At 61.3% G+C, this 25,942-nt stretch carries 19 protein-coding genes; 12 read left to right on the top strand and 7 right to left on the bottom strand.

Annotated elements, in window-relative coordinates; all coding sequences use genetic code 11:
- Nucleotides 1–79 precede the first annotated feature (79 nt).
- Complete coding sequence (gcvH, locus tag BM131_RS03135; RefSeq protein WP_090185504.1) at nucleotides 80–439, top strand: glycine cleavage system protein GcvH; 360 nt, start codon at nucleotides 80–82, stop codon at nucleotides 437–439.
- Nucleotides 440–477: 38 nt separating this feature from the next.
- On the opposite strand, the gene BM131_RS03130 is transcribed toward gcvH, so the two are convergent.
- From BM131_RS03130 to glgB, 5 genes are read right to left on the bottom strand one after another with little or no spacing between them, the layout of a single operon-like run.
- On the bottom strand, nucleotides 478–2,103 hold the full coding sequence (locus tag BM131_RS03130) for an alpha-D-glucose phosphate-specific phosphoglucomutase (RefSeq protein ID WP_090185501.1): 1,626 nt from the start codon (nucleotides 2,101–2,103) through the stop codon (nucleotides 478–480).
- A 30-nt stretch (nucleotides 2,104–2,133) separates the two neighbouring features.
- Complete coding sequence (gene glgX, locus BM131_RS03125; RefSeq protein ID WP_090185499.1) at nucleotides 2,134–4,311, bottom strand: glycogen debranching protein GlgX; 2,178 nt, start codon at nucleotides 4,309–4,311, stop codon at nucleotides 2,134–2,136.
- The gene (gene glgA / locus BM131_RS03120; RefSeq protein WP_090185496.1) at nucleotides 4,257–5,690 is read right to left on the bottom strand and encodes a glycogen synthase GlgA; all 1,434 of its coding nucleotides are present in this window, start codon (nucleotides 5,688–5,690) and stop codon (nucleotides 4,257–4,259) included. The genes glgX and glgA overlap by 55 nt, the downstream gene beginning before the upstream one ends.
- 3 nt (nucleotides 5,691–5,693) lie before the next feature.
- Nucleotides 5,694–6,965 carry a glucose-1-phosphate adenylyltransferase gene (glgC, locus tag BM131_RS03115; RefSeq protein WP_090185493.1) on the bottom strand — a complete coding sequence of 424 codons (1,272 nt, stop codon included), beginning with the start codon at nucleotides 6,963–6,965 and terminating at the stop codon, nucleotides 5,694–5,696.
- Between the two features lie 19 nt (nucleotides 6,966–6,984).
- Nucleotides 6,985–9,189, bottom strand: coding sequence for a 1,4-alpha-glucan branching protein GlgB (glgB, locus tag BM131_RS03110; RefSeq protein WP_425434300.1), 2,205 nt, complete (start codon nucleotides 9,187–9,189; stop codon nucleotides 6,985–6,987).
- A 254-nt stretch (nucleotides 9,190–9,443) separates the two neighbouring features.
- On the opposite strand from glgB, the gene BM131_RS03105 reads away from it, so the two are divergent.
- The 6 genes from BM131_RS03105 (at nucleotide 9,444) to BM131_RS03080 (ending at nucleotide 19,334) form a co-directional block, all read left to right on the top strand.
- A complete protein-coding gene (locus BM131_RS03105; RefSeq protein ID WP_090185492.1) occupies nucleotides 9,444–10,358 on the top strand; it encodes a lipid A-modifier LpxR family protein in 915 nt (304 codons plus the stop codon).
- 118 nt (nucleotides 10,359–10,476) lie between these two features.
- Nucleotides 10,477–11,547, top strand: coding sequence for a Hint domain-containing protein (locus BM131_RS03100; protein WP_090185490.1), 1,071 nt, complete (start codon nucleotides 10,477–10,479; stop codon nucleotides 11,545–11,547).
- Between the two features lie 98 nt (nucleotides 11,548–11,645).
- Entirely contained in the window at nucleotides 11,646–12,653 is a 1,008-nt protein-coding gene (locus BM131_RS03095) for a zinc-binding metallopeptidase family protein (RefSeq protein WP_090185487.1), read from the top strand.
- A 95-nt stretch (nucleotides 12,654–12,748) separates the two neighbouring features.
- Nucleotides 12,749–16,078, top strand: coding sequence for a transglutaminase family protein (locus BM131_RS03090; protein WP_090185483.1), 3,330 nt, complete (start codon nucleotides 12,749–12,751; stop codon nucleotides 16,076–16,078).
- Complete coding sequence (locus BM131_RS03085) at nucleotides 16,036–18,453, top strand: circularly permuted type 2 ATP-grasp protein (protein ID WP_090185480.1); 2,418 nt, start codon at nucleotides 16,036–16,038, stop codon at nucleotides 18,451–18,453. Before BM131_RS03090 ends, BM131_RS03085 begins: the two co-directional genes overlap by 43 nt.
- On the top strand, nucleotides 18,450–19,334 hold the full coding sequence (locus tag BM131_RS03080; protein ID WP_090185478.1) for a transglutaminase family protein: 885 nt from the start codon (nucleotides 18,450–18,452) through the stop codon (nucleotides 19,332–19,334). Before BM131_RS03085 ends, BM131_RS03080 begins: the two co-directional genes overlap by 4 nt.
- A 4-nt stretch (nucleotides 19,335–19,338) precedes the next feature.
- Here the strand turns inward: BM131_RS03080 and BM131_RS03075 are convergent, their stop codons facing one another.
- Nucleotides 19,339–20,628: a PQQ-dependent sugar dehydrogenase gene (locus tag BM131_RS03075; RefSeq protein WP_090185475.1), complete on the bottom strand. Its 1,290-nt coding sequence runs from the start codon at nucleotides 20,626–20,628 to the stop codon at nucleotides 19,339–19,341.
- Nucleotides 20,629–20,791: 163 nt separating this feature from the next.
- Between BM131_RS03075 and BM131_RS03070 the strand changes: the two genes are divergently transcribed.
- The 3 genes from BM131_RS03070 to BM131_RS03060 are packed head-to-tail and all read left to right on the top strand — an operon-like array spanning nucleotide 20,792 to nucleotide 23,397.
- Entirely contained in the window at nucleotides 20,792–21,208 is a 417-nt protein-coding gene (locus BM131_RS03070) for a CopG family transcriptional regulator (RefSeq protein WP_090185473.1), read from the top strand.
- Between the two features lie 39 nt (nucleotides 21,209–21,247).
- The gene (locus BM131_RS03065) at nucleotides 21,248–22,276 is read left to right on the top strand and encodes an extracellular catalytic domain type 1 short-chain-length polyhydroxyalkanoate depolymerase (RefSeq protein ID WP_090185471.1); all 1,029 of its coding nucleotides are present in this window, start codon (nucleotides 21,248–21,250) and stop codon (nucleotides 22,274–22,276) included.
- On the top strand, nucleotides 22,273–23,397 hold the full coding sequence (locus BM131_RS03060) for a C45 family autoproteolytic acyltransferase/hydrolase (protein WP_090185468.1): 1,125 nt from the start codon (nucleotides 22,273–22,275) through the stop codon (nucleotides 23,395–23,397). Before BM131_RS03065 ends, BM131_RS03060 begins: the two co-directional genes overlap by 4 nt.
- A gap of 57 nt (nucleotides 23,398–23,454) precedes the next feature.
- On the opposite strand, the gene BM131_RS03055 is transcribed toward BM131_RS03060, so the two are convergent.
- Nucleotides 23,455–24,012, bottom strand: coding sequence for a L,D-transpeptidase (locus tag BM131_RS03055; RefSeq protein ID WP_090185997.1), 558 nt, complete (start codon nucleotides 24,010–24,012; stop codon nucleotides 23,455–23,457).
- A 201-nt stretch (nucleotides 24,013–24,213) separates the two neighbouring features.
- Between BM131_RS03055 and BM131_RS03050 the strand changes: the two genes are divergently transcribed.
- Both BM131_RS03050 and BM131_RS03045 read left to right on the top strand, forming a co-directional pair.
- Nucleotides 24,214–25,128, top strand: a complete 915-nt coding sequence (locus BM131_RS03050; RefSeq protein ID WP_090185465.1) for a diacylglycerol/lipid kinase family protein — start codon at nucleotides 24,214–24,216, stop codon at nucleotides 25,126–25,128.
- Nucleotides 25,128–25,925, top strand: coding sequence for a metallophosphoesterase family protein (locus BM131_RS03045; RefSeq protein WP_090185462.1), 798 nt, complete (start codon nucleotides 25,128–25,130; stop codon nucleotides 25,923–25,925). The genes BM131_RS03050 and BM131_RS03045 overlap by 1 nt, the downstream gene beginning before the upstream one ends.
- Nucleotides 25,926–25,942: the final 17 nt, after the last annotated feature.

Raw genomic sequence — 25,942 nt, 5'->3', positions numbered from 1 at the left:
GCGGCGCGCAAGTCCTTGAACGCCCGCAAACAGTCCCTATTCTTTGACGTGAAAACAGGTGCTGACAAAGGATTGCCCTATGAAGTTCACAGAGGAACATCTCTGGATGCGCGTCGAGGATGACATGGTCATCGTCGGCATCACCGAATTTGCTGCCGCAGAACTGGGCGAGATCGCCTTTGTCGAGTTACCCGAAGAGGGCGATGCCGTTGCCCGCGACGACGATTGCGCCGTGATCGAAAGCGACAAGGCGTCATCGGACATCCTTGCGCCCATCGCAGGAGAGATCGCCGACGTGAACACAGCACTGACCAAGAACCCCGGCCTGCTGGTTGACGATCCTGTCGGCGACGGTTGGCTGTTCGCCATCATGCCAGAGGATATGGACGAGCTGGAAGAGTTCATGAGCGAAGGCGAATACAAGAAATTCGCTGGCTGATTGATCGCCGCCCCGCCTGACGGGGCGGCGTTTTCGTATCAGGTCGTCACGTCTGGCCCGCTGCGGCCTGTGCGCGCCTTAATCCCGGCGACATCCTCTGCCGCGGCGATGATGCTGGCCAGCGCGTCCTGCGGGTCGTGATCGAAATTCGCAGGGTCCAGTTCCAGCGCCTCTAGGTACAGGCGCAGCGTCGCGCCAGAGGTGCCCGTGCCGGACAGGCGGATCACAAAGCGTGCACCGTCGTCAAAGATGACACGGATCCCTTGATGATCGGACACAGATCCGTCGACGGGATCGGTGTAGGAATAATCGTCAGCGTTTGCGATGGTGCGGCCCTGCACGGTTTGCCCCGGCAAATCCGCCAGTTTGGCGCGCAAATCGGCGACCAGCGTATTGGCGATGTCGCTATCAATCGCCTCGTAATCGTGGCGGGAATAGTAGTTGCGCCCGTAGGTCTGCCAGTGGTCCTGCATGATCTGCGCGACACTCATCTTGCGCTTAGCAAGGATATTCAGCCACATCAGCACAGCCCAAACGCCATCCTTTTCGCGCACATGATCAGAGCCTGTACCAAAGGATTCCTCTCCGCACAGCGTCACCCGGCCGTCGTCCATCAGGTTACCAAAGAATTTCCAGCCCGTCGGCGTCTCGTAACACGGCATGCCCAGCTTTTCCGCCACGCGGTCGGCCGCGGCAGAGGTGGGCATAGACCGCGCGACACCGGCAAGGCCTTGTGTATAGCCCTTTGCCAGATGCGCGTTGGCGGCCAGCACAGCAAGGCTGTCGGACGGGCTGACATAGACGTTCGGGCCGACGATCATGTTGCGGTCGCCGTCGCCGTCGCTGGCGGCACCAAAGTCGGGCGCGTCCGCGCCGTTCATCGTTGCCATCAGCTCGTGCGCCCAAGTTGGGTTGGGATCGGGATGCATGCCGCCGAAATCGGGCAGCGGGGTGCCGTGGACGACGCTGCCTTTGGCTGCGCCAAGGCTGTTTTCGATAATCTCGGTCGCGTAGGGGCCGGTGATCGCGTTCATCGCGTCAAAGCTGATGCGGAAGCCGCCTTTGATCATCGCGCGGATCGCGTCAAAGTCGAACAGGGTTTCCAGCAGGGCGGCGTAGTCAGCGACAGGGTCAACGATCGTGACCTTCATATCGCCCAGCGCGGCGGTGCCGATGGTATTCAGGTCCACATCCTGCGCGTCAGTGATCTGATACGCTGTGATTTCCGTGGTCCGCGCAAAGATCTTGTCCGTCAGCCCTTCAGGCGCCGGGCCACCGTTGGGGCCATTGAACTTGATACCAAAGTCTTCATCCTCGCCGCCGGGATTGTGGCTGGCGGACATGATCAGGCCACCATCGGTCTTGTTCAGGCGGATCAGGTGGGATGCGGCGGGCGTGGACAGCAGCGCGCCCTGCCCCACGATCACATGCGCCGCGCCATTGGCTGCGGCCATACGCAGGATCACTTGCGCCGCGCGGTCGTTGAAATAACGGCCATCGCCGCCGACGACAAAGGTTTTACCCGCAGCCCCGCCAATCGCATCAAAAACGGACTGCACGAAGTTTTCCAGATAATGCGCCTGCATAAAGACGAGGGTCTTTTTGCGCAGGCCGGATGTGCCGGGCTTTTGCCCTTCGATCGGTTGGGTCGTGACGGTGTGCATGGCAGTTCCTCCATACGCCTGACAGCTAGATCAGGCGGGCGTTTGGGCAAATACGCAAACAGATTGCGCCGCGATCTTGGCAGAGGTGCCCGTGATGCACTGCGGCCCGTCCTCTGGCGCGGCGGTGTCGAGCACAAGTTCCCACAAGCAATCAGGCGGCAGGTCAGGCATTTTGACCGTCACCTCATCCCCGGCGTTGAAGGTCAGGAACAGCACATCGTTTGATGCGGCGTATTCGGGGGTATCGGATGACGTGCGCACCTCGACCGACAAAGAGCGCCAATTCGGGTTTTGCCAGTCTTCGGCGCTGGGGGCACGGCCATCGGGCATACGCCAAAACAGGTCAGGCTTGCCATCCGTGCGCCGGGCGCGGCTGTGCAGAAAACGCGATTGCCGCAGCACAGGGTGGGCGCGGCGCAGGTCGGCCAGCTTTTCGACAAAGGCCAGCAGCTTGTGATCGGGCTTGTTCCAATTCACCCAGCCTTGGTCATTATCCTGCGCATAGGTGTTGTTGTTCCCCCACTGAGAGTTCCCGATCTCGTCCCCTGACAACAGCATTGGCGTGCCCTGCGACAGGAACACCGTCGCCAGCAGATTGCGCTTGCGCAGGGCGCGGGCGGCGCGAATTTTCTCGTCGTCGGTCGGGCCTTCGACGCCCATGTTGTCAGAGTAATTGTCGTCCTTGCCATCGCGGTTATCTTCGCCGTTGGCGGCATTGTGTTTGACGTTGTAGCTGACCAGATCGTCCAGAACAAAGCCGTCGTGGACGGTGACGAAGTTGATCGAAGACGTCGCAGCCCGGCCCGAATGGTCGAATTGTTCGGCGCTACCGGCCACGCGTTTGGCCAGATCGGCGACGATCCCGCTGTCGCCGCGCCAATACTTGCGCACGTTATCGCGGTATTTGTCGTTGAACTCTAGGAACGGATGAGGCCAGTTGCCCAGCTGATACCCGCCAGGGCCAAGGTCCCACGGCTCTGCGATCAGCTTGACGTTGCCAAGCACGGGGTCTTGGCGCAGCGCATCAAGGAAACCGCCCTGCCGGTCAAAGCCGGACTCTTCGCGCGCCAAAATGGTCGCAAGGTCAAAGCGGAAGCCGTCGACGTGCATGACCTCGACCCAATAGCGCATGGAATCCATAATCATGCGCAGCACCATCGGGTGTTCGACGCGCAGCGTGTTCCCGGTGCCGGTATCGTTGACGTAAAAGCGTTTGTCTTCGGCCAGCCGGTAATAGGACAGGTTATCAAAACCCTTGAACGACAGGGTCGGCCCCATTTCGTTGCCTTCGGCGGTGTGGTTATAGACGACGTCCAGCACGACCTCTATCCCGGCGGCGTGAAAGCGGCGGACCATAGTCTGAAATTCCCAGATGCCCTGATCGGTCATATAGCGCGGTTCGGGCGCGAAAAATCCGATGGAGTTATAGCCCCAATAGTTTTTCAGCCCCTGCTTGGCGAGGAAGTGATCATCGACATAGGCCTGCGCGGGCATCAGTTGCACCGTCGTCACGCCAATCTTGGTCAGGTGTTCCAAAACGGGTTCGGACGCCATGCCCAAAAACCGGCCCCGCGTCATCGGCGATACGCCGGGCATGCGGGCGGTCATGCCTTTGACATGCGCCTCGTACAGCAATGTGTCAGAAGCGCTGATCGCAGGCGGTTTATCATCACCCCAGTTGAACGACGGGTCCACGACCATAGACCGCGGCATCGCAAAGGCACTGTCACGGGTGTCAAAGCTAAGGTCCGCCTTGGGCGAGCCGACGCGGTAGCCCATGACGGCGTCAGACCACTTTAACCGCCCTGCGATCCGCTTGGCATAAGGATCGAGCAGCAGTTTATTGTAATTGAACCGGTGGCCGTTTTCCGGATCATACGGACCCTGAACGCGAAAACCGTATTTCGTGCCGGGCGTGACGCCGCCGACATAGACGTGCCATATGTCACCGTCGCGTTCTAGCAGCGGGATGCGCGCGCGTTCCTTGCGGCCATCGTCGGTGAACAGACACAAGTCAATCGCCTCGGCGTGTTCGGAAAAGACGGCAAAGTTTACACCTTGCCCGTCAAAAGTGGCACCCAGCGGATTGGGTCGACCCGCAGCAAGCGAGTGTTCACGCAGTTTCGTCGGGATACCGTTGTTCAGGTTCACATTCACGCGGTCAGGGACTCGTATAATTGGGCATAAGCTAACGCCGATGTATCCCATCCAAGCGCCTGTGACATCCCGCGTTTTTGCATGGCTGCCCAGCCCTTGGAATCAGCGTGCAATTCCATCAACTTGCGCAGCGCTTGCCCAAAGGCCAGCGCATCTACGGGGTGAAACTGCACCCCGGTTGCGACATTGGCCTGCTGCGCCATGGGATTCGCGTCGATCACCGTATCCGCTAGCCCGCCTGTCAGTGCGACGACGGGCACACAGCCATAGCGCAGCCCGTAAAGCTGCGTCAGCCCGCAGGGTTCGAACCGCGACGGCACCAGCACGGCGTCGCCACCCGCGAACATGCGGTGCGACAATGCCTCGTCATAGCCGATGCGCAGGCCGATCTTGCCGGGGTGCGCTTTGACCAGATCTTTCATCGCCTCTTCTAGGCGCTGTTCGCCCGATCCAAGGATCGCCAGCGTGCCGCCCATGCCCACAAAATCTGCGGCGGTATCGACAATCATGTCGATCCCCTTTTGATCGGTCAGGCGACTGACGACGATGGCCAGCGGGCCGCTCGTGTCTTGCAGACCAAATTCAGCCAATAAGGCATCGCGATTGGCCGCTTTACGTTTCAAAGTTGTCTTGCCGTATGGTTTCACCTCTGGATCGGTTTCCGGGTTCCAGACAGTGTCGTCAACGCCGTTTAAAATCCCGTAAAGATCAGCGCTGCGGTGCGCGATCAACCCTTCCAGCCCCATGCCGAAATCGCCGCGCATCAGCTCTGCCGCGTAGGTCGGGCTGACCGTTGTGATGGCATCGGCGGTGGCAAGGCCGGCCTTAAGGCTGGACAGGTGGCCGTAATATTCCAGCGTATCGCTATTGAACGCTTCAATCGGTAGGCGCAGCGCCCCCAGCATCGCGGCAGGGGCGTTGCCCTGAAAGGCAATGTTGTGGATCGTCATCACCGTCTTGACCCGCGTATCGCCGCTAAAGCGCAGATAGGCGGGGGCAAACCCAGCCTGCCAGTCATGCCCATGCAGGATATCCGGCAACCAGCCATCCGGCAGCCCGTCCCGCGCGATCTGGGCAGCAACCCAAGACAGCGCGGCAAAGCGTTTCGCGTTATCGGGGAAATCGCCGGGATCGCCATATGGGCCACCCTTGCGATCATACAGATGCGGTGCGTCCAGCAGCAGTACATCAGTACCAGCCACCTGCCCCGCCAACACCTGCGCGGGGCCGCCGAACAGATCGGGATCAGACCAAACCACCGCTTTTGCGCCGGCCTTGGCGATCAGGCCCGGATAGGCCGGGATCAGCGTGCGCATGTCCCACCCTTGGCCGCGCAGCGCGCCGGGCAGCGCGCCCGCCACATCGGCAAGCCCGCCGGTTTTCACCAGCGGGACGTATTCGGATGCGACGGATAGGACGCGACCTGGCATGGGCTACCTCTTGGCGTTCAGGGCTTCGATCATCGTTTTGGTGATCAGAACGACACCGCCTTCGGACACGCGAAAGCCGTTGGCGCGGTCAAGGTCAGGATCAGCACCCACGACCAAGCCTTCGGGGATTTCGACACCCCGGTCGATGACGCAATTGCTAAGCTGCGCTTTGCGACGGACCCGCACATCCGGCAGCGCGACAACCCGGTCAAGCGAGGCATAAGAATGCGTCCGCACCCCGGTAAAGAGCAGCGATTCCGTCACTGTTGACCCAGAGATGATGCAATTACCGCTGACCATCGACGACACAGCAGAGCCGCGACGGCCGTCTTCGTTATGGATGAACTTGGCCGGCGGCACGCCTTCGGAATAAGTCCAGATCGGCCATGCGTTGTCATACAAGTCCAGCGGTGGTGTAAATTCGGTCAGGTCGATATTCGCCTGCCAAAAGGCATCAATCGTACCAACGTCGCGCCAGTAAGGCTCTGTTTCTAGCCCTGTCGTGACGCAGCTATCGCTAAAGCGGTGCGCCATGGCTTTGCCGTGTTTCACGACATGCGGGATAATGTCGTGGCCGAAATCGTGGCTTGAATTGGCGTCTTCCATATCGGCCAAAAGCCGTTCGCGCAGGAATTTCCAGTCGAAGATATAGATACCCATCGAGGCAAGCGCATGATCCGGATCACCGGGAATGCTGGGCGGGTCGCTGGGCTTTTCCAGAAAGTCGGTGATGCGGCTGTCGGTATCAACGTGCATCACACCAAAGGCTGTCGCTTCCATCCGGGGGACGGTCAGGCAGCCGATGGTGACGTCTGCGCCGGTGTTCACATGCTGTTGCAGCATGATCTCATAGTCCATCTTGTAGATGTGATCGCCCGCCAGAATGACGATATATTCGATGTCATAGCTGTCGATGATATCGATATTCTGCGTGACCGCGTCGGCGGTGCCGACATACCATTTCGTTTCGCCCATGCGCTGGGACGCCGGCAGGATGTCCAGAAATTCGTTCCGTTCCGCCCGCAAAAACCCCCAACCGCGCTGGCAGTGGCGGATCAGGCTATGCGCCTTGTACTGCGTCGCGATCGCCATCTTGCGGATGCCAGAGTTCAAGGCATTCGACAGGGCAAAGTCGACGATCCGCGTTTTGCCGCCGAAATAGACCGCAGGTTTCGCGCGGTTGTCGGTCAGCTCTTTCAGGCGACTTCCCCGCCCCCCCGCCAGCACAAAGGCCAATGCGCGGTTGGACAAGCGAGTGTTTGGCGTGGGTTTCATTGTTTTCCTCCCAAAAAACTTAAGACATGTCTTGAATGAATATAACTGTCGACAGCGGCGGAATGTTCACTGTGGCAGAGCAGTCTTGCCCCATCCACGGCATATTTTCCGTCGAAACGCCGCCCATATTGCCGCGACCGCCGCCGCCGTAGGCTTCTGCATCGGAATTAAGCGCCTCGCGCCAGCGCCCGCCTGCGGGCAGGCCGATGCGGTAACCGGGGCGTTCCACCGGCGTCATGTTCATGACGACCACGACCTTGGGATCATTCGCGCCGCCATGGCGCACATAGGCAAAGACGGACCGGTCGGCATCGTTCGCCTCTAGCCAGCTAAATCCGCTGGGACGTGTGTCGTTCAGATACAAGCTTGGCGTATCGCGGTAGAAATTATTCAGGTCGCGCACCCACATCTGGACGCCCTTGTGGCGGCCATCGTCGCATTCATGCCAGTCGAGCGATTGATTGTGGTTCCATTCCTGCGACTGCGCAAACTCTTGCCCCATGAACAGCAGCTTTTTGCCCGGATGGGTCCACATGAACCCGTAATAGGCGCGCAGGTTAGCAAAGCGTTCCCAGCTATTGCCCGGCATTTTGTGCAGCATCGACCCTTTGCCGTGCACGACCTCGTCATGGCTGATCGGCAGGACATAGTTCTCGCCAAAGGCGTAGTGCAGGCTGAACGTCATCTCGTGATGGTGGTGTTTGCGGTGGATCGGGTCGAGCTCCATGTAACGCAGGGAGTCGTTCATCCACCCCATGTTCCATTTGAACCCAAAGCCAAGCCCGCCGTATTCCACAGGCCGCGACACGCCGGGAAAGGCGGTACTTTCCTCTGCCACGGTCATGATGCCGGGCACCTCGCCGTAGGTGAGGGTGTTCATGTTTTGCAGCAAAGCGATGGCTTCGTAGTTTTCACGGCCGCCGTCGTAGTTTGGCACCCATTCATCATGCTTGCGGCTGTAATCGCGGTACAGCATCGACGCGACAGCATCGACGCGGATGCCATCAAGGTGATATTCCTCAAGCCAATACAGAGCGTTAGAGGTGTAGTAGTTCGCCACCTCGTTCCGGCCAAAGTTCGGAATCAGGGTGTTCCAGTCCTGATGAAAACCTTCGCGCGGGTCGGCGTGTTCATACAGCTGGGTGCCGTCGAAATTGCCAAGGCCATGTTCGTCGATCGGGAAATGCCCGGGCACCCAGTCCAGTAGCACACCCAGACCCTTGGCATGGGCGGCATCAACCAGCGCACGGAATTCGTCAGGCGTGCCGTGGCGAATGGTGGGGGCATACATGCCGACAGGCTGGTAGCCCCATGATCCGTCAAAGGGATGCTCTGAGATCGGCATCAGTTCAATATGCGTGAACCCCATCCAAGCGACATAGTCGATAAGATCGGACGCAAGCTCGATATAAGACAGCGGCCGGTTGCCAGGCGCGCGTTTCCAGCTTGAAAGATTGACCTCGTAGATGCTGATCGGCGCGTCGATGTTCTGCGCCGCAGCGCGTGTTTTCATGTAATCCGCGTCGTGCCACCTGGCGCCGGACAGATCGCGCACGACCGATCCGGTGCGCGGCGGATGCTCTGACCCGAAGCCCATGGGATCAGCTTTCAGCGGCAGGCGCGCGCCATTGATGCCGACGATCTCGTATTTATAGACATCACCGGGACCCATGCCGGGCATAAAGATTTCCCACACGCCGCCACTGCGTTTGCGCATCGGCGCACGCCGTCCGTCCCATAGGTTAAAATCGCCGACAACCGACACGCGCTGCGCATTGGGGGCCCAAACCGCAAACCGAGTGCCGCGCACGCCCTCATGTTCCATCACATGCGCGCCCAGCGCGTCCCACAGGCGTTGGTGCGTGCCTTCGCCGAGGTAGTAAATGTCGTCATCCGTCAGCACAGGGCCAAAGGCATAGGGATCGTCGAAGTCCCACGTATGACCCTGCGCACTGGCCCGAAGACGATAAGTCTTTGGCCGCTTTGGCAAGCTTGCAACAAAAAGGCCGGGATAATCAGGGAGCGCGGTCATGTCCGCCTCTACCTTGCCGGTCAGCACCTTGACCGTATCTGCGCCCGGCACAAAGACGGTCAGCAACAGGCCCGCGCCGCGATCTTGCAGTCCCAGTTGCGCGAAGGGGTCGGCGCAATGTCCCGTCACAATGGCTTTGGCGGCATTATGGTCAACCATGGCTTCCGGCGCTTGGGTCTGGGTCGTTGGCATGGTGTCCCTTTCGTCGGATCAGTCGGCCATACCGGCCTGCAGATGCGTATCGTCATACCAACCGCTTCTGCACACAAACGCAAGCTATTCACGCCTTTTTAACCCATATGGCTGCAAGTTAAGGCGAAGTAGCGGGGCACCGGGTGTTGCTATAGCGCCATGATTCTGACTGTCGGATTCTGGACGCTAGCGCAGGTAAGCTCGCCTGCATTATCAAGGCGGAATACGGCGGGGGCCGAACGATAGGACATGACATGCGCCATTTGGCCCTAATCCTTTTTTGCGCATTATTTACCGGTTTTTCAGCCGGGCAGGCGGGCGCGCAAAGCAATTTGACGGCCCAACAGTCTATCGGGAATGGCCGGCTGTTTAACAACGATCTGTTCGGTGATGGCTTTGATCGCTGGCGCACCGGAAGCTATGTTTTCAGCCACTTGCGCGCGGCAGAACCCTATGACGGCAACCTGCGCGGCATTGGCGAGGTGATGGAATATCGTTTTCGCACCGAAATCATTGCCCCCACCCGCCGCACCCGCGATCGCCCATATGTTGGCATGATCAGCGTCGGGGCCCACACCCATTATGACCTTGGCCCAGCCGAGATTAGCCTTGGCGGCGATGTTTTGGCGATCGGTCCGCAAACCGGGCTGGATGACTTTCAGACGGCATACCACCGCGCATTCAGCCTGCCACGCCCGACGACCGGCAATGCCTTAAAGAACCAATTCGCTTTTCAGGGCAGCGGAGAGGCGCGTTATACCTACAGCATGACCCCTACCGCGACCCTGCGCCCCTTTGTCGAGGCGAAGGCCGGGGCAGAGGATATGGTCCGCGCCGGGGCTGATCTGCTGATCGGAAAGGTCGGACAAAGCGACGTACTGCTGCGCGATGTTGTAACAGGGCAACTTTATCGCGGCACCCAAGACGACGAAACAGGCGTAAGTTTCGTGCTTGGCGGCGATGTGGCGGCTGTAAAAGACAGTCTGTTTTTGCCGTCGTCCCAAGGCTATGTTGCGTCCCCCACCCGCACACGCGCTAGGGCTGGTGTGAATTGGCAGCCAGTTCCGGGGATTTCGTTCTTTTACGGCGCGACCTACCTAAGCCGCGAATTCGAAGCGCAGGACGAAGGCCAAGTTGTTGGATCATTGAAACTTAATTTCAACTTCTGACAAAAAAACACGGACTTAGCGCCGCTGCCGCTTGATTGCCGCCCCGCCAGCTTGATACCGTTGCCCCATGACCCCGCGCGATTAACGACGCGAGGCAGATGAGGCAGAGTAAACAGGCATGAAAACGGGCTTTTCCGGCACGTTCGTCATCCCTTGGTCGCAAACGGAACTGGACGGGCGCAGCTCTGCGCCGGTTCGCTGTATTCGCACAGGCGCCGTCTGGTCATGGACCGGAGAGCCGGTGCGCGTGGATGGTCCAAACGCCATCCTTCCGCTGGGACCATCCGAGGGACAGGCAGATCTGCGCAAGCGCGCCGCACTCACCGTGCGGCGGCTGCTCGCGTCGTCGCATGTCGCGCATCGTCCTGCCCCGATGGTGCTGCAGGGTCCGCTTTTCGACAAATCCTTTACCGTGACCAACGGGCATGACACCTGGGATGTCACGCTGATCCCGCGCGGCGCTGGGCGCAAACCGCTGCTGATGTTCCTGAACGATATCCCGCCGCGCCGCACTGATCTTTGGATCGTCAGAGACGACATCGACGCAGCCACCCGGGCAGAGGCGGAAGAGGCACCCAAGGGTGTCATCTGCTTCACCCCCGGCACAATGATCCTGACACCGGACGGCCCGCGCGATGTGGCTAGCTTGGGCGAAGGCGACCGGGTCCAGACGCAAGACAATGGTGCCGCAGAAATCCTATGGATCGGCCGCCGCCGCGTGACGGGGGCCCGGATGTTGGCGATGCCGGACTTGCTGCCCGTGCGACTGCGGGCCGGGGCACTGGACCGCGACGTGCCCGATGCTGGCCTGCTCGTGTCGCCTGACCACCGTATCGTGCTGCGTGGACCGCGGGCCCGCGCGCTGTTCAACACTGACGAAGTCCTTGTCACTGCTCGCGATTTAATCGACGATTATGCAGTCCTGCGCGAGCGCGGCATGCCCGCGGTCACCTACATCCACGTGATGCTGGCGCAGCATCAGATCGTCTTTGCCAACAACGTGCCGACCGAAAGCTTCCATCCCGCCTCTGCCGCGCTGGCGACGATTGCCGCACCGGACAAGGATCGCCTGTTCGCGCGCGTACCCGACTTGCGCAGCGATATCGGCGCTTACGGCGGTTATGCCCGGCGCGTCTTGTCGGTCAGCGAGGCGGCGGTGCTGCAGCATGATCGCAGCCGACGCGCCTAGCGGCTGATCGCATTAGCGGACAGCGTTTGGCGCGAGGGGCCGTTGCCATGGTCCTGCGCCATGCTACCTTTCGGCCTCATCACCTGAACGGTAGCCCCATGAAACGCTTTACTTGCCCCACCTGCGCGAAAGAGGTGCATTTTCGCAATCAGTCCTGCGTGAACTGCGGTACACGGCTGGGGTTTGATGCCAATGCGCTGGTGATGCGCGCGATTGGGCCGGATGTTGTGCTGTGTGCCAATGCGCAGGCGGCGGGTTGCAACTGGATGGCGGTCAAGTCGGTGCCGGGCAGCTTTTGCCTCGCTTGCCAGCACAACCGCATCGTCCCCGACGCCCGCACCAAGGGAAACCTGTCGCGCTGGCGCGACGTTGAATTGGCAAAGCGTCAACTGATCTATGCCCTGATCCGCTGGTCCCTGCCCCGCCCAACCCGCGCGCAGGACCCGGGCATGGGGCTGGCCTTTGACTTTCTGGCTGACGCCGAGGGGCCAAATGGCGTCACCCCTGTGATGACGGGTCACGATTCAGGGCTGATTACCATCAACATCGCCGAAAGCGATGACGATGTTCGCGTCGCGCGCCGCACCGCGATGGACGAGCCTTATCGCACCCTGATCGGTCACATGCGGCACGAAATTGGCCATTATTACTGGGCGATGCTGGTGGACGGCAGCCCGCAGATTGAACGCTATCGCGCGCTTTTCGGTGATGAACGCACCGACTACAGCGTCGCCTTGCAGCGGCACTATGACAACGGCGCGCCGCAGAACTGGCGGCAGACGCATATCAGCGCCTATGCCACAGCCCACCCGTGGGAGGATTTTGCCGAGACTTGGGCCCACTGGATGCATATTGCCGACGGGGTTGAAACGGCGACGTCTTATGCCTTGTCGCTGGATGGCTGTCAGGTCCGTCTTGATGGTTACAAGGCCCGCGACATCGCCCCGGTGATCGAGGCGTGGGTGCCTGTCACTGTCGCGCTGAATAATATGAACCGCGCCATGGGCCAGCCGGATCTATATCCGTTTGTGCTGAATAAAAGCGTTATGGCCAAGCTGCAGTTCATCAATGATCTGATCCACGCAGCAACTTCGCCCAATAAATAGGCACCCGCTAGGCCGGACCCGCCCAAAACCCGAATGCGGGTGGAGGTGTCGCCTGCATCGTGGGACAGTCGGGCAACTCTATCGAAAGGTTGACCATGTCCATCCTTGCCGCGATCCGCCACCTGACCCACTATAAATATGACCGCCCTGTCACGTTGGGGCCGCAGATCATTCGCCTGCGCCCCGCGCCGCACAGCCGCACGCCGGTGCTGTCGCACAGTCTAAAGGTCACGCCTGCGAACCACTTTGTGAACTATCAGCAGGACGCCTACGGCAACTGGCAGGCCCGATATGTTTTTCCGGACCCGGTGACCGAATTCAAGATCGAGGTCGATGTCGTCGCTGATATGAGCGTCTATAATCCCTTCGACTTTTTCGTTGAGGATAGTGCGCAGGACTTCCCCTTTACCTACCCCGACGCCATCGTCGACGACCTGTCGATCTATATGCGCACCACTGACGAGGGGCCGCTATTCGCCAGCTACCTTGCCAGCATTTCCCGCGACACGCAGCGCACCATCGACTTTGTCGTCGGGCTGAATGCGCGGCTGGCCCGCGACATCGGCTATATTGTCCGCATGGAACCCGGCGTGCAAACGCCAGAGGAAACCCTGCAACTGGCCAAGGGATCGTGCCGTGACACATCTTGGCTGCTGGTCAATCTGCTGCGGAATCTAGGGCTGGCCGCGCGGTTTGTGTCCGGCTATCTGATCCAGCTCAAACCTGACCTGAAGGCCGTTAGTGGCCCGCAGGGAACGGAAAACGACTTTACGGACCTGCATGCCTGGTGCGAGGTTTATTTGCCCGGCGCAGGCTGGGTCGGCCTTGATCCGACATCGGGCCTGCTGACGGGCGAAAGCCACATCCCGCTGGCGGCGACCCCGCATTACAGCAACGCCGCGCCGATTTCTGGCATGGCCAGCTATGCCGAGGTCACGTTCGATTTTGACATGACCGTCACCCGCGTCGCCGAACATCCGCGCATCACCAAGCCGTTTTCCGACGCTGCTTGGGACAAGCTGAATGCGCTGGGCCACACGGTTGATCAGGCACTGAATGATGGCGACGTGCGCCTGACCATGGGCGGCGAACCGACATTTGTGTCCATCGACGACTTCGAAGCAGAAGAGTGGAACACCGGCGCGGTCGGTCCGACCAAACGCATCTTTGCCGACCAGTTGATCCGCCGCTTGCAGGCGCGTTTCGCCCCCGGCGGATTTTTGCACTACGGCCAAGGCAAATGGTATCCGGGTGAAACCCTGCCCCGCTGGACCTTTAGCTTGTACTGGCGCCGCGATGGTGAACCGATCTGGACCGACCCCGATCTGATCGCGGCAGAGGATGCGACGGGCGCGACCAAAGAGCAGGCGCAGGCCGTGCTGCAAAGCATGGCGGAAACGCTCGGCGTGCCGCCCGCGAACGTGATTCCTGCGTTTGAAGACCCTGCCGACTGGGTTCTGAAAGAGGGCAACCTGCCCGTCAACGTCACGCCAGAAAACAACGAGCTCGCTGACGCCGAGGCGCGCAACCGTATGGCCCGCGTCTTTGCCCGCGGGTTGAATGAACCCTCTGGATATGTCCTCCCCGTCCAAAAATGGCAGGCCAAGGCCAAGTCCGAATGGTTGTCCGAAGTTTGGGAAATGCGGCGCGGGCACCTGTTCCTTGTTCCCGGCGACAGCCCTGTCGGCTACCGCCTGCCGCTAGGTTCGCTAGAGCATATCCCAGAGGCGTCCTATCCCCACGTTATCGTCGGCGATCCGATGCAGGACCGCGGACCGCTGCCGACCTACCGCGTGGACAAGGGCGAAGAGGCGGACGAGGAATCGCGGCAGGCGCGCGCCAGCTTTACCGCGTCAGAGCCGGTTCAGGACCGCACCGAACAGGTCATCAGCGATCTGAAGGGCAAAGTCCGCACCGCTGTCAGCGTAGAGCCGCGTGATGGCCGCCTGTGCATCTTTATGCCGCCCGTGGAAGAGGTCGAAGACTACCTCGAACTGGTCGGTGCAGCCGAAGCCGCCGCGAAAAAGCTGGGCGTGCCTGTGCATATCGAAGGTTACGGCCCGCCATCAGACCCGCGCCTGAACGTCATCCGCGTCGCCCCCGACCCCGGCGTGATCGAGGTGAATATCCACCCTGCCCACACCTGGGACGACGTCGTGAACACGACTGAAGTGGTATACGAAGAGGCGCGACAGCTACGTCTTGGGGCTGATAAATTTATGATCGACGGCCGTCACACCGGGACCGGCGGTGGCAACCATGTTGTTGTCGGTGGCGTCACGCCCGGTGACAGCCCCTTCCTGCGCCGCCCCGATTTGATGCGGTCAATCATCCTGCATTGGCAGCGGCATCCGTCGCTGTCCTACTTGTTTTCGGGCATGTTCATCGGCCCGACGTCGCAAGCCCCCCGCATCGACGAGGCGCGGATGGACAGCCTGTACGAGCTGGAAATCGCCCTTGATCAGATCAAGACACCAGAAGAAGGCGATGTGCCCGCCCCTTGGCTGACGGACCGCCTGCTGCGCAACTTGCTGGTGGACGTCACCGGCAATACGCACCGCGCCGAGATTTGCATCGACAAGCTGTATTCCCCGGACGGCCCCACTGGCCGCCTTGGCCTCGTGGAATTCCGCGGGTTCGAGATGCCGCCAAACCCGCGCATGTCGCTGGCCCAGCAGCTGCTGATCCGCGCTCTGATTGCCCGCATGTGGAAGGCCCCGATCAAAGGCAATCTGACACGCTGGGGCACGACCTTGCTTGATCGCTTCATGCTGCCGGAAATGGTTTGGCAGGACTTCCTAGAGGTGCTGGCAGACCTGAAACAGCACGGCTTTGATCTGGACCCCGAATGGTTCAAAGCGCAGGCAGAATTCCGTTTCCCCTTCTGCGGTGAAGTCAATGTGGAAGGCGTCAATCTGGAAATTCGCCAAGCGCTAGAGCCGTGGCACGTCATGGGCGAAACTGGCGCGATTGGCGGCACTGTGCGCTACACCGACAGTTCGGTCGAACGCTTGCAGGCCAAGCTGACGGCGACCGATCCGGGCCGCTATACGGTGACCTGCAACCAGCGGATGATGCCGATGCAACCAACCGGCCGGAATGGCGAAACTGTTGCTGCTGTGCGGTTCAAGGCGTGGCAACCTCCGCTTGCGCTACATCCGAAGTTGCCTGTTAACGCGCCCCTAAGGTTCGACATCTATGACACGTGGACGGGCCGCGCGATTGGCGGCTGTACCTATCATGTCGCACATCCGGGCGGGCGCAATTATGATACATTCCCCGTCAATGGGAACGAGGCAGAAGCACGCCGCCTTGCCCGGTTCGAACCGCATGGTCATAGTGCGGGGAATTATGAACCAGTTTCAGAAACACCCCACCCCTCATGTCCGATGACTTTGGATCTGCGCCGCAAACCCGGCCTGTGACGTCCGCTGGGCGGTCGCTGTTCGACAGCTACCGCCCCCTGCCGGGTGTTCCGGACGAATTGTGTGACGCAGCGGGCCACATGCGCCCGGTCTGGGCCCCGCTGATCGAACATTTGTCGGCGATGTCGAACCAAGAGGTGGCAGAGGCCTTTGGCCGAGGCGAGCAGCATCTGGCGGATGCGGGCGTGTTTTTCCGCAAGTATGGCGACACCAATGCCGCCACGCGCGACTGGCCCTATAGCCCCGTGCCTGTGGTGCTGGCCCAATCGGACTGGGACACCATCACCGAAGGGTTGATGCAGCGCGCCGATCTGCTGGAACAGATTGCCGCTGATCTTTACGGTGACAACGATCTGATCGCGCAGGGGCACCTGCCCGCCGAATTGATTGCCGCGAACCCCGAATGGTTGCGCCCGATGGTCGGCGCGCAGCCCGAGGACACGCCCTATTTGCACTTTTGCGCGTTCGAACTGGGACGCGGCCCTGATGGGCGCTGGTGGGTGCTGCAGGATCTGACCGATGCGCCCTCTGGCGCGGGGTTTGCGCTGGAAAACCGGATCGCGACGACGCATGTCTTTCCCGAACTTTACGCGGACGCGAACGTGCGTCGGCTTGCGGGATTTTTCGACACCTTCCGCACCACCCTGTCCGGGCTGAAATCCGACGCCAATAGCGCTGCCGCGATCCTGACGCCCGGCCCACTGACCGATACCTATTATGAACAGGCTTATATCGCCCGCTATCTGGGCCTGCCCCTGCTAGAAGGTGGCGATCTGACGGTGCAGGACGGACGGCTGAATGCCCGCACCGTCAAAGGCCCCCTTCCGGTCGAGGTGCTTTGGCGCCGCATGGATAGCGTGTGGTCCGACCCGCTGGAGCTGCGCAGCGACAGCCAACTTGGCACGCCGGGGCTGATGTCTGCGATCCGGCATGGCCATGTGACCATGGTCAATGCGCTGGGCGCGGGTGTGCTGGAAACGCAGGCTCTGATGGCGTTTCTGCCTGCGATCAGCCGGGCGTTGACCGGGGCCGACCTGAAATTGCCTAACGTCGCCACATGGTGGTGCGGCGGGGAAAAGCAGTTGGCCCACGTCCAGCGCCACGCGTCGCGCATGATGATCGGGCCGGCGCAGGCGACCCGGATGCCGCACGAGGGCACCGCGCCCCATGCGATTGGCGGCACGCTATTTCACAGCGAAGACAGCCAAGTCAGCACGTGGTTGGCCGCGAACGCGCCAAGCTTAATGGCCAAAGAGCTGGTCACTCTTTCAACGACCCCCGTCTTTGAGAACGGTGCCTTGGTGCCGCGTCCGATGACGCTGCGCGTCTTTTTGGCGCGCGGCCCAAATGGGTGGGACGTCATGCCCGGCGGTTTCGCGCGGGTTGGCGCGGGGCAGGATGCCTCTGCCGTATCAATGCGACGCGGCGGTGCGGTGGCCGACGTCTGGGTTGTCGCCGACACCCCCGTCGCGACGCCAACCCTGTTGCCTGCCCCGTCCAGCACACCATTTCAACGCGCAAGCACCGAAGCGCTGCCAAGCCGCGCGGCAGATAACCTGTTCTGGCTGGGCCGTTACATCGAACGCACAGAAGGTCAGCTGCGCCTGCTGCGCGCCTATCATGGCCGCCGGTCAGAGGGTGCATCTGGCGTGCTGCTGGGTACGATCGCAGGGCAACTTTCGGTTCATGGGGTCAAGATCGACACCCCCCTGCCCCAAGGGCTGTGTCAGACCCTGTCCGGCGCGGTGAACGCCGCAAGCCAGATCCGCGACCGGTTCAGCGTTGATGGCTGGGCGGCCCTGACCGATATGGAAATGACGCTAAAGCAGATGCAAAAGACCGCGCGCTTTGGCGATGACGCGGCCTTGGCGACGGGCGTGCTGCTCCGCAAAGCGGTCGGGTTTGCGGGCCTGACGCAAGACAACATGTATCGCACGGCGGGTTGGCATTTTCTGACGATGGGCCGCGCGCTGGAACGGGCTGCGATGACGACAAGCCTGCTGGCGCGCTGGGCCGATCCCGCCGCACCTGACGGGGCGCTCGACCTTGCATTGGAAATTGGCGACAGCATGATCGTGCATCGCCAGCGCTATGCCACTATCGCCAGCCGCGACTCTGTGATTGACCTGTTGGCGCTGGACCCGGCGAACCCGCGGGCGGTGCGGTTTCAACTGGACGTGCTGCTGGACCGGGTCACCGGGCTGACCGCGACCGCGCCCCAAGGCTACATGACCGATTTCGAACGCGGCGTGCGCACATTGCAGACCAGCTTTGCCGTGCACCGGGTCGAAACATTGGACACCAAAGCCCTCAATGCGGCCCTATCAGAGGTGTTGGCCCTGTCCATCACGCTGAACAGCGCGTTCTTGCAATGATTTACGACATCCGCCTGACGATTGCGACGGACTACGCTGGCTTCGCCTCTGCCGGGCGACATCTGGTCTGTGTGATGCCGCGCGATTTGGGCGGCGAACAGCGCTTGATTGCGGGTCTTTTGAACCTGCACCCCGCCCCGGCACATCGCCATGACCGCGTGGATTTCTTTGGCAATGCCGTCGTCGAATTTGCGATTAATGCCCCGCACCAAGGGGTCGAGGTGTCGGTGCAAGCGCGGATCGAGAAAACAGCGCCATCCGCCGCGCCCGCGCCGTCATTGCCGTTGTCCGCACTGGCCAACGCTGTGGCGCGGTGCCGCGATATGGGACCGGACAGCCCCGTTCACTTTACGGCCGCCTCGCCCCGTGTTCCGCTTGATGCGAGCATGACGCGCTTTGCGGCGGCGCATATCACGTCCGACATGACGACGGCGCAGGCGATCATTGCCGTCGGCCGCGCCTTGCATGGGCTGATGCGATTTGATCCCAGCGCCACGACCGTAGACACCCCCGCGAGCGAGGCGTTCGCGAAACGGCACGGCGTCTGCCAGGACTTTTCCCACATTATGATCGCCTGCCTGCGCGGCATCGGTATCCCCGCGGGCTATGTCAGCGGTTATCTGCGCACCCAGCCGCCGCAAGGCATGCCGCGGCTAGAGGGCGCGGATGCGATGCATGCTTGGGTGCGGGCGTGGTGCGGCCCGAATGCCGGCTGGCTCGCGTTTGATCCAACCAATGACCGTGTCGCGGATCAATCGCATATCATTGTGGCGCACGGCCGCGACTATGCGGATGTATCGCCGATCCGGGGGATTTTGCGCGGTAGTGGCGGCCAGAAAAGCCGCCAGTCCGTTGATGTGATCCCGCTGGGTGAAACCTAGGCGATTACGCCGCGGTCACACGCCAGATGATATCGCCCACGTCATCTGCCATCAGCAGCGACTTGCCATCGGCCCCGACAGTGACGCCCACGGGGCGACCGTAAGACACCTTTTCATCCGGCGCGAGGAAGCCTGCCAGGATATCGCGGGGCGGCCCCGATGGTTTGCCATCCGTAAAGGGCACGTGGATCAGACGATAGCCGGACAGGGTTGAGCGGTTCCACGATCCGTGCTGGCCAATCGCCATGCCTGCGCCAAAGCCCGGCAGCGTGCCGTCAGGCACCCAGCACAGGCCCAGCGACGCGGTATGCCCGCCCAGCGCGTAATCCGGCGTGATCGCGCTGGCCACTTTGGCCGCGTCCTGCGGCACGCGGTCGTCGACGATGCGGTCCCAATAGCAAAACGGCCAACCGTAAAAGCCACCGTCCTGCACGCTGGTCAGGTAATCGGGCGGCGTCTCGTCCCCCAACCCGTCGCGTTCGTTGACCACGGTCCACAGCTTGCCTGTCACAGGCTCCCACGCGGTGCCGACAGCATTGCGCAACCCGCTGGCAAAGATGCGAGCCTTTTCGGTCGCAAGGTCCAGTTCCCAGATACAGGCGCGGCCTTCTTCGGCCTCCATCCCCTCGTCCGCGATATTGGTCAGCGATCCGACACCGGCGTAGATTTTCGTTTTATCAGGCGAGACGATCAAGCTGCGCGTCCAGTGGCCGCCGGGCTTGAAATCGACCAGCTTGCGACCCGGTCCTTCGAGCTTGGTCGCGCCTTCGGTATAGTCAAAGACCACGATGCCGTCGGTGTTGCCGACGTAGAATTTACCGTCCACCAAGGCCATGCCGAACGGCTGGCGCTGGTTTTCCAAAAAGACGTGCCGCTCTTCTGCGATGCCGTCGCCATCGACGTCGCGCCACAGGGTAATGCGGTTCGCGCTGACGCCCAGCGCGCGGGCGCGGCGCATGGTGGCCTGTGCGGCGCGGTCGATCAAACCTTTGGGTTTGCTGGCTTCTTGCAGCGCCTCGGCGACCAAAACGTCACCGTTTGGCAGCACTTCGATCCAGCGGGGGTGCAGCAAGTCGCTGGCAAAGGCGTTGACCTTCAGCCCCGGCGCGGTCGTGGGTACGTGGCCGTCCGACCAGCCCTGCGCTGTCGGCATTTTCAGCGTCATCAGGCCCTGCTTTTTCGCTTGGGGGATGCTGGGGGCGGCTCCGACCGCTTGCAGTGTCGGGGCCGACATGCGCCGCAGCAGCACCATCGTGCCGCCAACCATCGCCGTTACGCGTGCCAAAAAGTCCATGTCGCCCATTCCTTGCATCAATACGCCAGTTCGGCGCTCAGCGATAAAACCGATAAAGCTGCGCGACCGCAAGACTTCGCCTGATACTTTGCCAATTCATCGCAGCGGACTTGCGCAAGGGCATAATACATCCACATACCATCCACACAGATGGAGAAACGCCATGAGCAACATCAGACAGCTACGTGACAAAACGCCGGACAGCGAAAAGATCACGATTAACCTTGGCTATGTTGATCTGGGCCGGATCGATTTGCTGGTGCAGGAGGGGTTCTATTCCAACCGCACCGATTTTATCCGCACCGCGATCCGCAATCAGCTTGGCACCCATACAGAGGCGGTCAGCAAGTCGATTGAACGCCACACAATGGAACTGGGCCTGCGCGACTATACTCGCGCCGATTTGGAAGGCCTGCAACGCGCCGGCGAAGTCTTGCACGTCAAGGTCGTGGGTCTGGCCCGCATTGCCCCTGATGTGAGCCCGGATCTGGCGCTAGCCACGATCGGTTCAATCACCGTTCTGGGCGCGCTTCAGGCCAGTAAAGAGGTCAAAGCCGCTCTGTCTGATCGTATTTTCTGATTTTTCGGGGCGACGCGCCCCATCACAAGGACCGATATCATGTTTCCCTTTCACGCTGGCGCACCGCGCCGGGCGAATGACGACGCACGCCTGACCGCAGCCAATGACCTTGTCCGCCGCACCCTGTCGCAACATGGGCTGATGCCCGGCGGCGATGCGGCCAGCCCCATGGCCAACTGGACTATGCCGCAGATGCCCAGTTTTGGCACAGCTTCCGGTGCTACTGCACCGGGCATGAACCAGTTTACCTGTGACGCAGGAGCGCGCGATTACCTGCTGCATGTGCCAGAGTCCGCCAAAGACGGCGCGACCGGATTGGTCGTGATGCTGCATGGCTGCACGCAGAACGCGGCTGATTTTGCCGCTGGCACGGGGATGAACGCCCATGCCGACCGGGACGGTTTCATCGTGCTGTATCCCCAGCAATCGCGGGGCGACAATGCGCAGTCGTGCTGGAACTGGTTCAGCCGGGGCGATCAGCTGCGCGGTCGCGGAGAGCCTGCCATCATCGCGGCCATGACCCAGAAAATCGCGGCAGACTACGGCATCACGGCAGATCGCACCTTTGTGGCTGGCCTGTCCGCCGGGGCGGCCATGGCAGTGATCCTTGGCCAGACCTATGGCGACGTCTTTGCCGCTGTCGGCGCGCATTCCGGCCTGCCCTATTCGGCCGCGCGCGATGTACCCACAGCCTTTGCCGCGATGAACGGCCAAGCGGCAGAGCCTGCGGCCCCCGGCCCGATGCCGCCAACAATTGTGTTTCACGGCGGCAGCGACAGCACCGTCGCCCCCATCAATGGCACACGTATCGCGGCCCATGCGATCAACCACGCCGCCCAAACGATAGAGGCGGACACGAACGGCATCACCAACGGGCGCGACTGGACTCTTCGCACATCGCGCGGAAACGATGGTCGCGCTTTGCTGGAACATTGGGAAATCGCGGGCTTGGGTCATGCGTGGTCCGGCGGCCAGCCCGGTGGCAGCTATACCGACGCCAAAGGCCCGGATGCGAGCGCCGAGATGGTGCGTTTCTTCTTTGATCTTGCCGGAAAGGCACCGAAATGACCGATATGTCCCTGACCTTTGACGCTGTATCAGAGGCGTCCCCCGGCCCGAAATGGGCTGCCCGCTGGGCGCGGTCATGGCCTGCATATGAGCCATGGTTCGTCGCCCGCGGCGGCGACAATGGCCCCAGCCGGGCCGTTTGCCGTGCGGCGCTGGAACGGCACATGCCCGAATTGATCCCCACCTACGACCGCCTTGTCACACTCGCTGGTGGCGGGGATCGGGCTGCGCGGTTTTTGTCGACGTGGTGCCCGCCGCAATACCTTGGCGGCTGCTCGCTTGCGGCGGTGTCCGACGAGAACGACGTGCGGTTGGTGCGCAATTATGACCTGTCGCCCAACCTGAACGAAGGGTTGATGCTGCATACCGCTTGGACCGGGCGGCGCGTGATGGGCATGGTCGAATTCCTGTGGGGACTGTCGGACGGGATCAACGACGCGGGCCTATCGATTGCCTTGGCCTATGGCGGACGGACCCAGACGGGCAAAGGGTTCGGCATCACCACGATCCTGCGCTATGTGCTGGAAACCTGCGAAACGGTGGATCAGGCACTGGCCGTATTGGACCGCGTGCCATCGCATATGGCCTATAACGTTGTCATCGCCGATGCGGCGGGCCGGACGGCGAGTGTCGAGCTATATCCCGGCGGCGGGGCGCGGCAGATGCCGCAGGCGATTGCCACGAACCACCAAAGCGACGGCAGCCAAGCGGACCGTCCGGCCTTTACCCGCACCCATGAACGCCATGCCCATTTGCGCACATTGCGCGGCGCACCCCGGTCTTTGTCGCACCAGTTCCGCCGCGCACCATTGCTGCAGGACCGCTATACCGAAGGCTTTGGCACGCTGTTCACCGCCGCCTATGACCCAAAGGCGCGGGCGTTGGATCTGATCCTGCCAGAGGGGGTTTGGGCGCAGACGATGGATGACTTCACCGAAGGCCAGCGCATCGTGACCTACCGCAGCGGCACGGCGACCCAGCCTGTGCCAAACCATATCACAACGATCCCCGCCACGACGGGTCAGCCAGATTGGAGCGCGGCAGGGCGCATTGATTGGATGCAAGTCGGCCGCGACTACGCCAGCGGCAACGGGCGCGCGATTGAAACCTATCTGCCTTGAAACGCAAAAGGCCGCCGGGTCATCCCCGGCGGCCTTAATACTAGATGTGATCGCGCCCTAAAGGATGCGGACTTTGGTCCCGAGCGGGCAAAGCTCGAACAGCTCTGCGATCTTCTCGTTATAAAGGCCGATGCAGCCGTCGGACGACGGGCGGCCGATCTTGCGGGTGTCATGGGTGCCGTGAACCGCATAGGCAGGCCAGCTGAGGTACATGGCGTGCGTGCCCATCGGGCTTTCGGGACCGGGCGGGATATATTCCCAGCCAAAGCGTTCCTTTTGCGACTGAGTCGGGGTCCAGTCCGGGCCGACCTTTTTGCGCACGATCTCGGTAAAGCCGCGCTTCGTCAGCTCGTCCGTCTTCGGGACAGAGGTCGGGTAAACGCGGTAGTCGCCGCCTTGCGCATCCCAGTAATGTATCGCGCGGGCTTGCGTATCGGCGACCAGCATCGGCATGCCGGACAGGGTGTCAAAATGTTCTTGCCAATCATAGGTACGGAACGCCGCGACGTTTCGGGTCACGCCGCCGGGCAGCGTTTGCGCCCGCAGCAATGTCGGCGCGGCAAGACTGCCGATTGCAATGCCAAGCGCCGTCCGGCGCGAGAATGTCTGTGTCATATCTGATTCCTGTTCGCTGCCCGGGGTTTGGCGCACGCGCGGCGCTTTGCCCGTCATTAAGTTACCATGAAATTTAGGACCGCGGCAGGGGAAATCTTCTCACGTTCGTGCGACTGGCTGCGATAGATGTGAAACACATGGACCGTGGAACAACTTACCCATCTCGCGCATTTGAACCGCGGTGGACCGAAGGGAAGAGCGATGACGAAACCCGAAATATGCGTCATCCTCAACGCAGCCTCTGGTAAAAAGAAGGACGCGCCAGCCACTGCCGCCCTGATTGACAGCATCCGCAATGATCCGCGCGCAGACCTAAAGTTGCTAGATCATCCCAGCGAACTGGACCGCGCCGTGCAGGACGCCATCGCGGCCGGATACACAACGATTGTGGCGGCAGGCGGCGACGGTACAGTCTGCGGCGTCAGCGCCAGATTGGTCGGCACAGGCGTCGCACTGGGCGTTCTGCCCATGGGCACCTTCAACTTCTTCGCCCGCGGCCTTGGTATCCCCGAAGACCCGGCCGAGGCGCTGGAAACAGCGCTAAGTGGACATATCGTGCCCGCATCAGTCGGAGAGGTGAACGGCAAAGTGTTTCTGAACAACGCCAGCCTAGGGGCCTATGCCACGGTGCTGGACGTGCGCGAGGGGGTCTACAAACAATGGGGCCGCAGCCGGATCGCAGCCTATTGGTCGGTGATTAAGGCGATGCTGACACTGTATAACTCACTAAAAATGACGGTCACGGTGGACGGCAAAACGATGCATGTCCGCTCTCCTATGGCGTTTGTGGCTAGCAGTGCCTACCAGCTTGAGCAGTACGATTTCGACGGTGCTGATGCGGTGCGGCAAGGCAAATTGGCGCTGATCCTCGCGCCTGATAACAACCGCATTCAACTGCTGTGGCGGGCGGCCAAGATCCTGTTCGGGGGCATCCACCGCGGAGAGGATTATCTGATGCACACCGGACATGAGATCACGATCTCTGCCCGCAAAAAGCGTCGCCTTGTCGCGCGGGACGGTGAAAATGCCCTGATGATGGGACCTTACCATTTCAAAATACGCCCCGGCGCGTTGCACGTTCGCGTGCCAGACGCGGCAGCGGAAAAGGTCACTTGATGCGCCTTGCTTTGCTTACCGATCTACACTTTGGCCGCGCGCAACCTGATCTGGTGCCGCCGCTGCTGGAGTCAATTACCGCCGCGAGCCCCGACCTGATCGTTATCGCTGGCGACTTTGTGCAACGCGCCCGCGCCAGCCAATTCCGCGACGCCCGCGCGTTTGTCGACCGGTTGCAGCACCCGTGGATCGCCGTGCCGGGCAATCATGATATTCCGCTGTTTAACGTGATCGCCCGCGCCCTTGCCCCCCGCGCCGCCTATCGCCGTTGGATCGCGCCTGATCCAGAACCAATGATCGAAACCGCTGATGCCGTCATCGTCGGCCTTGATACGACCCATCGCTGGAGCCACCAGCGCGGTCTTATCCGCCAAGGCCAGATTGACCGGGTTGGCAAGGTTATACGTACGGCAGGGGACAAGCCGGTCATCATCATGGCGCACCACCCGTTCCACCATCGACCAGAGGTCGAAAAGAAGGTGATGAAAGGGGCAGCTGACGCCTTGACCTATTGGGCCGCCTGCGGTCCGCACGTCATCCTGTCCGGGCACCTGCACACGTGGACGGTAGAGCCGTTCGTCGCGCAGAAAAGCGATGCTATGACGCTGCAAATCCATTGCGGTACCGGCCTGTCGACCCGCCTGCGCGGCGAGGCGAATGAATACGCGATCATCGATCTGGACGGCGATCAGATCACTGCCCAGCGTATGACCGCAACGGCTGACACCCTGCGCTTTGTGCCTGAAAGCCGCCACAGCTATCGGCAAGCGACAACGGGCTGGCACGAATTGCTTTAACGGCGCGATTGCATGAG

This window comes from Loktanella salsilacus, assembly GCF_900114485.1.
Lineage (GTDB): Bacteria > Pseudomonadota > Alphaproteobacteria > Rhodobacterales > Rhodobacteraceae > Loktanella > Loktanella salsilacus.
This window is presented reverse-complemented; position numbering and strand designations above follow the sequence as displayed.

Coding starts and splice junctions, on each gene's coding strand:
- BM131_RS03055 (WP_090185997.1), bottom strand. CDS start 24,012: ATGACACAGACATTCTCGCGCCGGACGGCGCTTGGCATTGCAATCGGC.
- gcvH (WP_090185504.1), top strand. CDS start 80: ATGAAGTTCACAGAGGAACATCTCTGGATGCGCGTCGAGGATGACATG.
- glgC (WP_090185493.1), bottom strand. CDS start 6,965: ATGAAACCCACGCCAAACACTCGCTTGTCCAACCGCGCATTGGCCTTT.
- glgA (WP_090185496.1), bottom strand. CDS start 5,690: ATGCCAGGTCGCGTCCTATCCGTCGCATCCGAATACGTCCCGCTGGTG.
- BM131_RS03075 (WP_090185475.1), bottom strand. CDS start 20,628: ATGGACTTTTTGGCACGCGTAACGGCGATGGTTGGCGGCACGATGGTG.
- BM131_RS03045 (WP_090185462.1), top strand. CDS start 25,128: ATGCGCCTTGCTTTGCTTACCGATCTACACTTTGGCCGCGCGCAACCT.
- BM131_RS03090 (WP_090185483.1), top strand. CDS start 12,749: ATGTCCATCCTTGCCGCGATCCGCCACCTGACCCACTATAAATATGAC.
- BM131_RS03100 (WP_090185490.1), top strand. CDS start 10,477: ATGAAAACGGGCTTTTCCGGCACGTTCGTCATCCCTTGGTCGCAAACG.
- BM131_RS03095 (WP_090185487.1), top strand. CDS start 11,646: ATGAAACGCTTTACTTGCCCCACCTGCGCGAAAGAGGTGCATTTTCGC.
- BM131_RS03060 (WP_090185468.1), top strand. CDS start 22,273: ATGACCGATATGTCCCTGACCTTTGACGCTGTATCAGAGGCGTCCCCC.
- BM131_RS03085 (WP_090185480.1), top strand. CDS start 16,036: ATGTCCGATGACTTTGGATCTGCGCCGCAAACCCGGCCTGTGACGTCC.
- BM131_RS03105 (WP_090185492.1), top strand. CDS start 9,444: ATGCGCCATTTGGCCCTAATCCTTTTTTGCGCATTATTTACCGGTTTT.
- BM131_RS03130 (WP_090185501.1), bottom strand. CDS start 2,103: ATGCACACCGTCACGACCCAACCGATCGAAGGGCAAAAGCCCGGCACA.
- glgB (WP_425434300.1), bottom strand. CDS start 9,189: ATGCCAACGACCCAGACCCAAGCGCCGGAAGCCATGGTTGACCATAAT.
- BM131_RS03050 (WP_090185465.1), top strand. CDS start 24,214: ATGACGAAACCCGAAATATGCGTCATCCTCAACGCAGCCTCTGGTAAA.
- BM131_RS03080 (WP_090185478.1), top strand. CDS start 18,450: ATGATTTACGACATCCGCCTGACGATTGCGACGGACTACGCTGGCTTC.
- glgX (WP_090185499.1), bottom strand. CDS start 4,311: ATGGGATACATCGGCGTTAGCTTATGCCCAATTATACGAGTCCCTGAC.
- BM131_RS03065 (WP_090185471.1), top strand. CDS start 21,248: ATGTTTCCCTTTCACGCTGGCGCACCGCGCCGGGCGAATGACGACGCA.
- BM131_RS03070 (WP_090185473.1), top strand. CDS start 20,792: ATGAGCAACATCAGACAGCTACGTGACAAAACGCCGGACAGCGAAAAG.